Below are 11,908 nucleotides of genomic sequence, written 5' to 3' on the forward strand. Positions count from 1 at the left end.
GCCGGCCGCGACGAGTTCGCCGCGCTGGTTGGCCAGCATCCCGGCCAGCGCCTCGAAGCGGGCCCGGCGTCCCTCGTCGAGCTCGGGCCGGGCCAGCGCCTCCTCGACGGCGGCCGTCGCCGTCTCGACATCGCCGGTCCGGGTGGTCGCCAGCGCGGTCAGCTCCAGGCCGAGCAGCAGGGCGTCGGCGTCGTCGGCCGTCCGGGCCCGGGCGATGCCCTCGGCCATCCGCGAGCGCACCCAGTCCGGGCCGAACCGGCGGTCGTTGCCGCGGCGTCCGAGGACCGCGGACCACAGCAGCGCCCGGGTCAGCAGGCCCTCGTCGGCGCCGGTGGACCGGCCCAGTTCGATCAGCCGCTCCAGTCGCACCTGGGCGCCTTCGTCGTGGCCGACCGACAGCAGGTAGGGGGCGCAGTCCACCGCCAGGGCCAGTCCGGCTTCGACGACCGGGCCGACCGGCTGGTCGGGCCCGCCGGCCCGGGCCTGCTCCAGCAGCCGTGCGGTGGTCGCGGCCAGCTCGACCCAGTCCTGCTCCAGCAGCCCGAACGCCGCGGCGTGGTCGCCGCGGGCGAACGCGGACGCGGCCCGCGCCCCGAGTTCCAGGACGTGCTGGGTGTGGGCCCGTTCGACCTGCTCCAGGGCTCCGGTGCCGAGCAGCGCCTGGTGGGCGAACTGGCGCACCGGCGGCAGCAGCCGGAACCGGGCCGGACCGCTGCCGGCGACGGGTTCCAGAAGATGGACGTCGACCAGCACGGGCAGGCCGTCGAAGACGTCGCCGACGTCCAGGCCGCTGCTGACCGCGACCGCCCCGTCCACCGTGATGGGCCCGGCGAACACCGACAGGGCCGCGAACAGTCGCCGCACCCCCGGCTCCAGCAACCGGGAACTCCAGGTCAGGGCGTGCCGCATGCTGCGATGCCGGTCCGGCGTGGTGGTGTCGGACGACGGTTTGCGAAGATCCAGCCCGGCGCCGTGCCGGAGCTGTTCCAGCAGGGTCGGCACGGCGACGATGCCGGCCTGGGCGGCGGCCAGCTCGATCGCCAGCGGGATCCGGCCGAGCAGCTCGCACAACGCGGCCACGCTGTCCGGGTCGGCCGGGTGGTACGCCACCGAGCCGGCCGTCGCACGCTCGTCGAACAGGCGCACCGCGGCGTCCCGCCGAGATTCCCCGGGCGGCGCGGCCGCACCCAGCGGACCCAACCGCAGCGTCCGTTCGACGGCCAGGCCGAGCGGACGCACGCTGGTGACCAGCACCCGCGGGTGCTCGTCCAGCAGCCTGCGCACCTGCTCCGCCGCCCCGGTCAGGTGTTCGGCGTTGTCCAGCACCAGTAGCACCGGCCGCCCCGGCGGGCCGGACGCCCGGTCCACCGGCTGCGCGGCGGCGACGGCGGCCGGGATGTCGGCGGCGTCCGACAGCCCGGCGAGCGGGACGAACCGGCTGGGCAGTTCGTCGGCGAGCCGGGCGGACACTTCCATCGCGAGCCGGGTCTTGCCGATGCCCGGGATTCCGGTGACGGTGATCAACCGGGCGTAGGGGCTCCGCAGGGCGGCGAGCAGATCGGCCAGTTCGCCGTCCCGGCCCAGGAAGGTCGAGCCTCCCGAACCGTCCGGATCATGATCGATCACCGCACCTCCGCTCCCGCCCCGCCGCGACGCCCCCGTGACCGCATGCTGGCACCGAATCCGGGCCTGCGCCAAGGTGCGCGGCCGCCGACCTGCGCCGGATCCCGGCGGGTGACCACCGGAGCGCGATAGACCCCTGCCTAACTATCTGCGCCCTCCCGCAGGTGGGAGGGCGTAGATAGTTAGGCAGGGGTCTATCGCGAGGCGGAAGCTACGCGCCGGTGGAGTGCAGACCGCCGTCGACGTGCACCATCTCGCCGGTGGTGGCCGGGAACCAGTCCGACAGCAGCGCGACGACGCCGCGGGCGGTCGGGTCGAGGTTCTTCGGGTCCCAGCCCAGCGGGGCGCGTTCGGCCCAGATGTTGTCGAAGGTGTCGGCGCCCGGGATGGCGTTCTTGGCGATCGTCGACAGCGGGCCGGCGGCGACCAGGTTGCAGCGGATGCCGTCCGGTCCCAGGTAGCGGGCCAGGTAGCGCGAGGTGCTCTCCAGCGCCGACTTGGCCACGCCCATCCAGTCGTAGGTGGGCCAGGACTGCCGGGCGTCGAAGGTGAGCCCGACCACCGATCCGCCGCTGCTCATCAGCGGCTTGCAGGCCATCGTCAGGCTGGCCAGCGAGTACGCCGAGACGTGGATCGCGGTCTTCACGTCGTCGGCCGGCGTGGTCAGGAATTTGCCGCCCAGCGCGGTCTCCGGGTTGGCGAAGGCGATCGAGTGCACCACCCCGTCCAGGTGGTCGACGTGCTCACGGATGCTGTCGGCGAGGCCGGCCAGGTGCTCGTCGTTGGTGACGTCCAACTCGAGCAGCACCGGCTCGGGATCGAGCCGCTTGATGATCCGCCGGGTCAGGCTGAGCGCCCGACCGAAGTTCGACACCAGCACGGTGGCGCCCTCGCGCTGCGCGATCTCGGCCACCCGGTAGCCGATCGAGGTGTTCATGGTGACACCCGCGACCAGGATGTTCTTGCCCTCCAGGATTCCCAATTCCGTTCCCTTCCTCAGTGCCCGAATGGGTCAGTTGCTCGTGTGTGCTCGGTGCCGATGCGGTCAGTGGCCCATGCCCAGGCCGCCGTCGACCGGGATCACCGCGCCGGAGATGTAGCCGGCGCCCTCGCTGGCCAGGAACGCCACGGTGGCGGCGACCTCGCGGGTGGCGCCGAGGCGTCCGGCCGGGATCGCCGCGTGGTAGCCGGCCACCACGTCCTCGGCCAGGGTGGCGGTCATGTCGGTCTCGATGAAGCCGGGGGCGACCACGTTCGCGGTGATGCCGCGGGCGCCGATCTCGCGGGTCAGCGAGCGCGCCACCCCGACCAGCGCCGCCTTGGACGCCGAATAGTTCACCTGGCCGGGCGAGCCGTACAGGCCGACCACCGAGCCGGTGAAGATGATCCGCCCCCAGCGCCGGCGCAGCATCGACCGGCTGGCCCGCTTGGCGCACCGGAAGGCGCCCTTGAGGTTGGTATCCAGCACCAGGTCGAAGTCGGCCTCGCTCATCCGCAGCACCAGGGTGTCCTTGGTGACGCCGGAGTTGGCGACCAGGATCTCGGTCGGCCCGTGCGCCTCCTCGGCCTGCTTGAACGCGGCGTCCACCTGGGCGGCGTCCGTCACGTCGCAGGCGATGCCCAGCGCACCCTCGGGGGCGTCCCCGCCCCGGGAGAAGCTGGCCACCCGATGCCCCTGCTCCAACAGCGCCGCCACGATGGCCGCGCCGATGCCCTTGTTCCCGCCGGTGACGACGGCGCTGCGGCCGCCCACGCCTTCCGTATCCGTCACGCAGGACAACCTAGTGCACCGGTGTCGCGGGGCGTCGGACGACATACAGTGTCTGGGTGAGTACGCGGGCGCACGCACAGGGCCGACCGGTGCTGATCACCAGCGCCCGCCGGGCCAAGTCGCTGGACGCCGATCAGCGCAATAAGCGCTACCTGATGACGATGGCGGTCCGGGTGGCCTGCTTCCTGGGCGGCGTGATGGCGCCGACCCCGTGGAACTGGGTGCTGTTCATCGGTGCCGCGGTGATCCCGCCGATGGCGGTGATGCTGGCCAACGCGGTCGACCTGCGACGCGAGCCGGAGAGCACCGACGACGACACCGTCGATCACAAGGAACTGACCTCCGGCGGCGTGGTGCCCGGATCGGTGGAGGACTGACGTGCCGAAGCTGGGCACCATGGGCGAGGCGCCCCGCGGCCGGCGGCTGTGGCTGCGCTGGGCGGTGATGGGTGTTGCGGTGATCTGCCTGGCCGTCGCCTTCGTCAACCTGGGCCGCTGGCAGCTCGACCGGTTGCAACAGCGCCGCGACAACAACGGCATCGTGGTGGCCCACGAGAACGCGCCGGTGGTCGACTGGCGCACCGTGTTCACCCATCCGCTCACCGACGCCGACCAGTGGCAGCGGGTGCGCGTTACCGGCACCTTCGACGCCGACCACTCGTTCGTCGTCCGGTACCGCTCCAACGCCGACCAGACCGGTTGGGAGATCGTCACACCGCTGCGAACGGCGTCCGGGAGTGTGCTGGTCAGCCGCGGTTTCGCGGCCCGTCCGGCCTCTCAGGACTTCCCCCGGGTCGCCCCCGCCCCGCCGTCCGGCGAGGTCACCGTGGTCGGCTACGCGCGCCGCAACGAGCAGGGCGGCAGCGACGCGATGACGCCGGTGGACGGCCAGATGCGGCTGATCAACTCCGACGCGGTGGCCGGCACCCTGTCCTATCCGCTGGTGAACGGGTACATCGGCGCGACCGAGGTGACCCCGTCGGTCGACGACGGGCTGGTGCCGGTGAATCCGCCGGAGCTGACCGAGGGCAACCACTTCTCCTACGCCCTGCAGTGGTTCGCGTTCGCGATCATCGCCGGCATCGGCCTGGTGGTGCTGATCCGCTCCGACCTGCGGGACCGTCGCCGGGCCGCCCGGCTGGCCGCCGCCGAGGCTGCCGCTGCTGAGGCTGGCTCCGGCGCCGCTGAGGCCGAGTCCGGCGCCGCTGAGGCTGACGGCGCCGCGACCGGGGACGCCCGTCCGGCCCGGTCCCCGGCCGACGCCGACACCACGTCCTGAGTCTCAGCCTCGATCCACCGATGGGCGGCGTAGCGAGCGGCACCAGATGGGTGCAATGGCAAGCCGGGAACGCGAAGGCGTACCGGGTCGTACGGTGAGCGGTGCCGGCGACGCCAGTGCGCCCAGCTGGGGTCGCACAGTAGGCGCCGATCGGTGGATCGAGGCTCAGGTGATCGAGGCCCGATAGATGGATTCGACGGACGCGCTCAGCGCGCGGTCGAACTCCCGCTTGCTCTGATAGGCGTTCAGGCCGTCCAGCAGCGGATGGCTGAAACCGGCGATCAGGCCGTGGTTGCGCGCCAGCCGGGCGTTCGCCTCGTCGCGTCCGTAGCCGCCGGACGGGGCCAGCACCCGGACCACGTTGGGGTGCCCGACCAGGTCGGCGTAGAAGTCGTCCACCGACGGCAGGCTCAGCTGAAGCGCCACCACTCGGTCGCCGAGGTGGTCCAGCCGGTCGCGCAGCGAGTCCTTGAGCATCGCCTCGGCCGCGGCCCTGTCGGGCGTGGCCGCGTCCACCGCGGGCTCGATGATCGGCACCAGGTCGGCGGCCAGCGCCCGCTCGGCGACGGCGAACTGCTGCTCGACCAGCCGGGCGATGCCCTGCCGGTCGGCAGCGTGGATGATGGAGCGGGCCTTGGTGCCGAAGACGCCGCCGATCCGGGCCCGGACCAGCACCTCGTCGAGACGCGGCGGCTCACGCAGCAGCCGGACGCCGTCACGCCGCTTCCGCAGCCCGGCGTCGATGGTGAGGAAGCAGAGAATGCCCTTGCGGTCCCACAGGTACTCGGGGAAGCCGGTGCCGTCGACTTCACGGTCCAAGGTGGCGTCGAACAGGATCACCCCCAGGATGCGGTCGCTGGCGAACTCGGGGCTGGTCACGATCCGGGTCCGGGCGGCGTGGATCAGGTCGAACATGGCGACGTCGCTGGAGTACTGCGACTCGTCGATGCCGTACGCCCGGAGCACCTGCGGGGTGCAGCCGCCGTCCTGGTCCAGGGCGGCGACGAAGCCGGCGCCGCTGCGAAACCCGGCGAGCTGATTCGGGTCGGGCATATTCCTCTCCTGGGTCTTCTCTCCTGGGTCCGGGGCGGACGGTGGTGCTGCTCGGCGGAGACCTGGGCATGGGACTGCGGACGGGCTCCGGTCGAGAGGTCTCAGGGCTGGATGAGCCCGCTCTGCACCGCCCGCACCAGCCGCCGCGGAACCTTCACCACCGCACCGTTGACCCGCACCGGCACCAGGTCGATCGGCTCGGCCTTCCACTGCGCCCGGCGCGACCGGGTGCGGCTGCGGGACTTCTTGCGCTTGGGAACGGCCATCAGCCCTGCCTCGCCTTCCAGCGCGGATTGCGCTTGTTGATCACGTAGGTCTTGCCACGGCGGCGCACCACGATGGAGCCCTCCTTCATCTTCAGTGCACGCAGTGAGGCACGTACCTTCATCGGATTCCTCTCCCTCTCGGTTCCGTCACCAGCTCGACTTGGTGACGCCGGGCAGTTCGCCGCGATGCGCCAGTTCGCGCAGCCGGATCCGGGACAGCCCGAACTGACGCAGATGGCCGCGCGGACGTCCGTCGATCGCGTCCCGGTTGCGCAGCCGGACCGGGCTGGCGTCCCGGGGCAGGGCATGCAGCGCGGCCATCGCGGCCTCCCGCTCCTCCACGCTCAGCGAAGGATCGACGCTGCGCCGCTTCAGATCGGCGCGACGCTCGGCGTAGCGGGCCACGACGCGGCGGCGCTGGGCGTCCTTGACGATCTTGCTCTTCTTGGCCATCGGGGTTGGGACTCCTCGCAGGGGTACGGATGGGGCGGCCCGCTGCCGGCGCCATGTTCCGACCTCGGCGCCCGTCGGGCCGCTCAGTTACGATAGATATTGAGAATCGTTTTCGTCAAGTTGAGGCGGGGTCGGGCTGAATCGCGGTACTCATCGGCAGACGCCGGGGCTGCTGAGTCGTAGTCTGCTGGCATGGATCTGGGACTGACCGACCGGGTTTTCGTGGTCACCGCGGGCAGCGCCGGGCTGGGCCGGGCGAGCGCCGACCAGCTGGTCGCCGAGGGCGCCCGGGTGGTGCTGGTGGCCCGCCGTCCGGACGTGCTGGACGACGCGGTGGCCGACCTGGGTGCCGCCAACGCGGTCGCGCTGGCCGCCGATCTGGCCGATCCGGGCACGCCGGCGGCGGCCGCCGAGTTGGCGCTGCGCACCTTCGGACGGCTGGACGGGGCCCTGATCAGCGTCGGAGGACCGCCGCCGGGTGCCGCGCTGGCCAACTCCGACGAGCAGTGGCTGGCCGCCTTCGACTCGGTCTTCCTGGCTGCGCTGCGCACCGTCCGCGCGGTGATCTCCGCCGCCGGCGGACCGGTCGCACTCGGCCTGGTGCTGTCCACCTCGGTCAAGGTGCCGATTCCCGGGCTGGCGATCTCCAACGGGCTGCGGCCCGGCCTGGCCATGCTGATCAAGCAGCTGGCCGACGAGATCGGCCCGAACGGCAGCCGGATTCTCGGCCTGATGCCGGGCACCATCGTCACCGAACGGATCCAGTTCCTGCACGGACGCAGCCCCGACCCGGCGGCGGCGCGTGCCGCGGCGGAGTCGTCCATCCCGCTGCGCCGGTTGGGCGATCCGGCCGAGTTCGGACGGGTGGCGGCGTTCCTGCTGTCGCCGGCGGCGTCCTATCTGACCGGCTCGGTGATCCCGGTCGACGGCGGCGCGCTGCGGGCGCTGTAAAGCGGGCGGTTGTGAATCTGCATGTCGCGCACGACCTGCTGGCCTGCCCGCACTGCGGCGGCGCGCTGGCGCCGGTCGAGCGACGCTGGGCCTGCGACGCCGGGCACTCTTTCGACGTCGCCCGGCAGGGCTATCTGAACCTGTCCGGCGGTCCGGAACCGGCCAACGCCGACACCGCGGCCATGCTGGACGCCCGGGCCCGGGTGCAGGCCGCGGGAGTGTTCGGCTTCCTCAGCCGGGGGTTGGACGCCGCGGTGCCGCTGGTCGGCGTGCAGACCGTGCTGGAGGTCGGCGCCGGAACCGGGCACTACCTGGCCGGACTGGTCGAGGACCGGCCGCCGGCCCGCGGGCTGGCCCTCGACATCTCCCGGGCGGCTGCGCGGCGGGCGGCGAAGGCGCACCACCGGGTGGCTTCGGTGATCGCCGACGTCTGGCGCGGCCTGCCGGTGCGGGACGCGTCCGTCGACGTGCTGCTGTGCATCTTCGCCCCGCGCAACCCGTCCGAGTTCGCCCGGGTGCTGCGTCCCGGCGGACGGTTGATCGTGGCCACCCCCACCCCGGACCATCTGGTCGAGCTGCGGGAGCGCTACGGACTCCTCGGCATCGAGGACGACAAGCAGGAACGGCTGCGGGAACGGCTGGCGCCGCATCTGGCGCACCAGGACACGGTCACCCTGAAACTGACCACCACGCTGGGCACCGAAGTGCTGGACGACCTGATCCGGATGGGCCCGAACGCCTTCCACGACCCGCCCCGTCCGACCGCACCGGAACAGGTCCGGCTGGCCGTCTCGCTGAGCACCTTCCTTCTCGCGCTCGCCTAACTATTTGGGGCTCGCCGAGTTCGGCGAGCCCTGAATAGTTAGGCGAGCGCGAGAAGGAAGGAGGCGGCCCGCCCGCGAGCCTGTTCCCGGACTGTGACGCCGAGCCCGTAAACTGCCCGTCCGTGACGTCCGCCTGGCCCAGTACCCGCGCATTGACCCTGATCGAGCAGTTCACCGCCGGGATCGACGAGGTGCTCCCCCAGGCCAAGGCACTGCGTCGCGCGATCCACTCCGACCCCTATATCGGCGGCTCCGAGCAGCCCACCGCCGACCTGCTGAGCGCGGCACTCAGCAGGCCCGCCACGCCGGTGGCCGACACCGGCTTCTGGACCAGGGTGGGTCCGGACGGCGCGTCCGTGGCGCTGCGCAGCGAACTGGACGCCCTGCCGATCACCGAGGAGACCGGGCTCGACTGGGCCTCGACCAATGGCGCGATGCACGCCTGCGGACACGACGTCCACATGGCGGCGGTCTGGTCGGTGCTCAAGGCGGCGGAGAAGATCGACCTGCCCGCCGGCCTGCTCGGCATCTACCAGCCGCGCGAGGAGTGCAACCCCTCCGGCGCCCCCGACGTGCTGAAGACCGGCCTGCTGGACGACCAGGACGTCCGCTCGGTGATCGGCGCCCACGTCCAGCCGCGGGTGCCGTCCGGGCTGATCAGCACCGGCATCGGCGGCGTGAACGCGGCCGCGGACGCCTTCGACATCGTCATCCGCGGGCACGGCGGGCACGGCGCCTACCCGCACGTCACCATCGACCCGGTGCCGATCCTGGCGAGCATCGCCTCCGGCCTGTACGAGCTTGTCGGACGCCTGATCGACCCGACCCATGCGGCCCTGATCAGCATCGGCCGGATCGAGGCCGGCGCCACCCACAACATCATTCCGGACTCGGCGATGCTGCAGGGCATCATCCGCACCATGCACGAATCCGACCGTCGGCTGCTGCACGCCGAGCTCCGGCGGTTCGCCCAGCACACGGCGTCCGCCCGGGGCGCGACCGCCGAGGTCACCCTGCTGCGCGGGGACCCGGCGCTGGCCAACGATCTCGACCTGGTGGTCGCGCTCGACCCGCTGCTGCAGGCGTCCGGCCTGCACGTGGCCGACCAGCCGTTCCGGTCGCTGGGCGCCGACGACTTCAGCCACTTCGGACAGCACGTGCCGATCGTGATGATGTTCGTCGGCACCGGCGAAGAGGCCGGCACCCGGCACGACGTCGGGCTGCACCACGCCCGCTACCTGCCCAGCGAGGACACCATCCGGACCGTCGCACTGGCCCTCGCCGCCGGCTATCTCGCCGGCGCCCACCTGGCCGGCGCGCTCTGACGCCGCAGAAAGCCCTGCCTAACGATCTGTGCCCTCCCGCATGTGGGAGGGCACAGATAGTCAGGGAACTACCGGAGCCGCATTGCTCGGCCGCGGCTCAGCTGCGGCGCTTGCCGGGCACCTCGACCGAGCCGGGTTCGCAACCGGCGCCCTGCGGACGGGCCTGGCCGCGCTGGTCGATGAACAGGCTGCAGGACGCCGCCGGCACCAGGCCGGCCAGCGGGCTGGTGCTGGCCGGCAGATGGGTGCGGGTCGGCCCGCCGTTGTCGGCCAGCGGCCCCAGCTTCGGGTCGGCCGCGCTCACCACGTCGGTGGGGTGGCCGGCGCAGGCGTTGTGGTCGGTGAAGGTGTAACCGAACGCGGTCAGCGAAGCGGACGGCCCGAAGGTGCAACCCGGCCCGGTCGCCGCGACGAACACCGAGCTCACCGTCTTGACCACACCGCTGCGGGCCCCGAGGTTTCCGCCCTGCGGCGCCCGGTTGCCGCGCACCGTGCTGAACTCGACCCAGACCTCCTGGACCGGCAGCCTCGGCTTGGCCGACGTCCCGGCCTGGATGCCTCCGCCCCACTGGCCTGCCCGGTTGGCCGAGACGGTCGTGTTGCGCAGCGTGGCCGAGGCGCTTTCGGCGACCAGCACGCCGCCGCCGTACTCCCGGGCCCAGTTGCCGCTCAGAGTGGTGTCGGCGATCACCGCCCAGGCCGGACTCGTCCGTCCCGCAACGTAGACGCCGCCACCGCGGGCGGCCCGGTTGGACGCGATGGTCGACTTCTCGATCAGCAGCGGCGTCGCCTCCTTGACCCAGAGTCCGCCGCCGCGACCGAGCAGCCCGGTTTCGTTCTTCGCCACCTTGGACCGCAGCAGCTGCACGGCGCCGTCACTGTCCAGGTAGGCGCCGCCGCCGTTCAACGCGGTGCTGTTGCCGGTGATCGTCGAGTGGATGATCGTGGCGTTGTGCTTGGCCGACGACAGTCCGTCGGCGTCCGGGACGAAGTAGATGCCGCCGCCGGACGGACCACCGACCAGTCCGGAACCGGTGCTGTTGTCGCTGATCGTGCTGCTCTCCACCCGCAGCGCGCCGACCCGGCTGTACACGCCGCCGCCATGCCGGTTGCTGCCGGTGGTCTTGTTGCCGGAGATGGTGCTGTGGTCGATGGTCAGCAGCGGGGACACGTCGTCGCTCGGTGCGGTCTGGATGGTGGTCACCGAGATGCCGCCACCGGGTCCGGCGGAGGTGTTGCGGTTCACCGTCGAGTTGCTGATCGCGATGTGGCGGTCCGGCCCCACCGGGTCGAAGTCGTAGCTGAAGTCGACGCCGCTGTCACCGTTGCCGGTCACCGAGCTGCCGTTGAGGTCGAGGCTGGCGCAGGCGCTGCAGAGCAGTCCGGTGGAGCCGTTGTTCCTGAGCTTCGAGCCGGTCACGGTGACCCGGGTGTGGCCCTGGCCGGTGGTCCGCAGCCCGTACTCGGCGTTGTCGGCGATCGTGCTGCCGGTCACGGTGACCGGGGTTCCGTCGGTCAGATTCACCCCGGCGCCGCCGTTGTGGCTGATCGTGCTGCGGGTCAGCACGAAGCTCACGTTGCTGCCGGTGACGCCGTCGCTGTCGTTGCCGGTGATCTGGGAGTCGACGATCGTCATCGGCGCCCCCGGCATGTTGTTCGAGCCGGTGACGGCGGCGGACGCCCCGGTCGGCCCTCCGTCCACGCCAGTGACGGTGACCGTGTCGAGACGGACCGCGCCCTCGCCGTACACGCCGGGGCCGAAGACGAACGCGCCCGAGTTGGGTCCGCCGACGATGCCCAGGTCGGTGAGGGTGAGCGAGCTGACGTCGTCCGTGCTCTCGATGACGCCGGTGTCGGCGCAGGTCTGCGTGATCGTCGCGCCGTTGCCCTGCACGGTCAGCGCGGCACCCTCGGTGTGCGACAGCGGCCCGGTGCAGCTGGTCAGGTGGTAGCTGCCGGCGGCGAGCACGATGGTGTCGTCGGTGCCGTTGGAACTCGCCGCGGCGAACGCCTCGCGCAGCGAGGTGACCCCGTCGACGGGGCTGACCACGTCGGCGAACGTGGTCACCGTGAAGGTGGCGGCCCGGGCCGGCAGCTGGCCGGCCAGCTGCGAGCCGGCCAGCGCGAACAGGAACACCCCGGTCAGGGCGGTGGTGCGTGCAGTGCGGTGCTTGGACATCGTGCCCCCGACTCCCCGGACGCGCCCCCGCGCGTCAATTCAGCTTAAGTTTGCAGAGGCGTCCCGGTCTGTACGTGATACTGCGTAGCCGAAGCGACCCGTCCGTCACCGGCGCGGGAGAGCCGGCGCGACCGGGACGGCCCTCCCTAATCAGTTCTAGCCTCCCGTCGACGGGAGGCTAGAAC

General features: G+C 72.0%; 13 protein-coding genes. 5 read left to right on the forward strand and 8 right to left on the reverse strand.

Features of this window, described 5'->3' with window-relative positions; all coding sequences use genetic code 11:
* From QM582_RS00890 to fabG, 3 genes are all read right to left on the reverse strand, one after another.
* Window positions 1-1,626, reverse strand: a 1,626-nt coding sequence (locus tag QM582_RS00890) for an ATP-binding protein (RefSeq protein WP_415080900.1), incomplete at its 3' end; no start/stop codon positions are given.
* Window positions 1,627-1,834: 208 nt separating this feature from the next.
* Window positions 1,835-2,605, reverse strand: a complete 771-nt coding sequence (gene fabI / locus QM582_RS00895) for an enoyl-ACP reductase FabI (RefSeq protein ID WP_415080902.1) — start codon at window positions 2,603-2,605, stop codon at window positions 1,835-1,837.
* 63 nt (window positions 2,606-2,668) lie between these two features.
* On the reverse strand, window positions 2,669-3,439 hold the full coding sequence (gene fabG / locus QM582_RS00900; RefSeq protein WP_415080904.1) for a 3-oxoacyl-ACP reductase FabG: 771 nt from the start codon (window positions 3,437-3,439) through the stop codon (window positions 2,669-2,671).
* An 11-nt stretch (window positions 3,440-3,450) separates the two neighbouring features.
* On the opposite strand from fabG, the gene QM582_RS00905 reads away from it, so the two are divergent.
* Together QM582_RS00905 and QM582_RS00910 are read left to right on the forward strand one after the other, a co-directional pair.
* Window positions 3,451-3,771, forward strand: coding sequence for a DUF3099 domain-containing protein (locus QM582_RS00905; RefSeq protein ID WP_415080906.1), 321 nt, complete (start codon window positions 3,451-3,453; stop codon window positions 3,769-3,771).
* Window position 3,772: 1 nt separating this feature from the next.
* Complete coding sequence (locus QM582_RS00910; RefSeq protein WP_415080908.1) at window positions 3,773-4,672, forward strand: SURF1 family protein; 900 nt, start codon at window positions 3,773-3,775, stop codon at window positions 4,670-4,672.
* 165 nt (window positions 4,673-4,837) lie between these two features.
* On the opposite strand, the gene QM582_RS00915 is transcribed toward QM582_RS00910, so the two are convergent.
* The 4 genes from QM582_RS00915 to rpsN form a co-directional block, all read right to left on the reverse strand.
* The gene (locus tag QM582_RS00915; protein WP_415080910.1) at window positions 4,838-5,725 is read right to left on the reverse strand and encodes a class I fructose-bisphosphate aldolase; all 888 of its coding nucleotides are present in this window, start codon (window positions 5,723-5,725) and stop codon (window positions 4,838-4,840) included.
* A 101-nt stretch (window positions 5,726-5,826) separates the two neighbouring features.
* Window positions 5,827-5,991, reverse strand: a complete 165-nt coding sequence (gene rpmF / locus QM582_RS00920) for a 50S ribosomal protein L32 (protein ID WP_415080912.1) — start codon at window positions 5,989-5,991, stop codon at window positions 5,827-5,829.
* Entirely contained in the window at window positions 5,991-6,113 is a 123-nt protein-coding gene (ykgO, locus tag QM582_RS00925; RefSeq protein WP_415080914.1) for a type B 50S ribosomal protein L36, read from the reverse strand. The genes rpmF and ykgO overlap by 1 nt, the downstream gene beginning before the upstream one ends.
* A 25-nt stretch (window positions 6,114-6,138) precedes the next feature.
* Window positions 6,139-6,444 carry a 30S ribosomal protein S14 gene (gene rpsN, locus QM582_RS00930; RefSeq protein WP_415080916.1) on the reverse strand — a complete coding sequence of 102 codons (306 nt, stop codon included), beginning with the start codon at window positions 6,442-6,444 and terminating at the stop codon, window positions 6,139-6,141.
* 192 nt (window positions 6,445-6,636) lie between these two features.
* Here rpsN and QM582_RS00935 point away from each other — a divergent pair, with 192 nt between their 5' ends.
* The 3 genes from QM582_RS00935 (at window position 6,637) to QM582_RS00945 (ending at window position 9,544) form a co-directional block, all read left to right on the forward strand.
* The gene (locus tag QM582_RS00935; protein WP_415080918.1) at window positions 6,637-7,395 is read left to right on the forward strand and encodes an SDR family oxidoreductase; all 759 of its coding nucleotides are present in this window, start codon (window positions 6,637-6,639) and stop codon (window positions 7,393-7,395) included.
* An 11-nt stretch (window positions 7,396-7,406) separates the two neighbouring features.
* Window positions 7,407-8,219 (forward strand): putative RNA methyltransferase, encoded by an 813-nt coding sequence (locus tag QM582_RS00940; protein WP_415080919.1) that lies wholly within the window; start codon window positions 7,407-7,409, stop codon window positions 8,217-8,219.
* Between the two features lie 122 nt (window positions 8,220-8,341).
* Window positions 8,342-9,544 (forward strand): M20 metallopeptidase family protein, encoded by a 1,203-nt coding sequence (locus tag QM582_RS00945; protein ID WP_415080921.1) that lies wholly within the window; start codon window positions 8,342-8,344, stop codon window positions 9,542-9,544.
* A gap of 97 nt (window positions 9,545-9,641) precedes the next feature.
* Here the strand turns inward: QM582_RS00945 and QM582_RS00950 are convergent, their stop codons facing one another.
* Window positions 9,642-11,723 (reverse strand): right-handed parallel beta-helix repeat-containing protein, encoded by a 2,082-nt coding sequence (locus QM582_RS00950; RefSeq protein WP_415080924.1) that lies wholly within the window; start codon window positions 11,721-11,723, stop codon window positions 9,642-9,644.
* Between the last annotated feature and the right edge of the window lie 185 nt (window positions 11,724-11,908).

It is taken from the genome of Micropruina sp., assembly GCF_047607385.1.
Lineage (GTDB): Bacteria > Actinomycetota > Actinomycetes > Propionibacteriales > Propionibacteriaceae > Micropruina.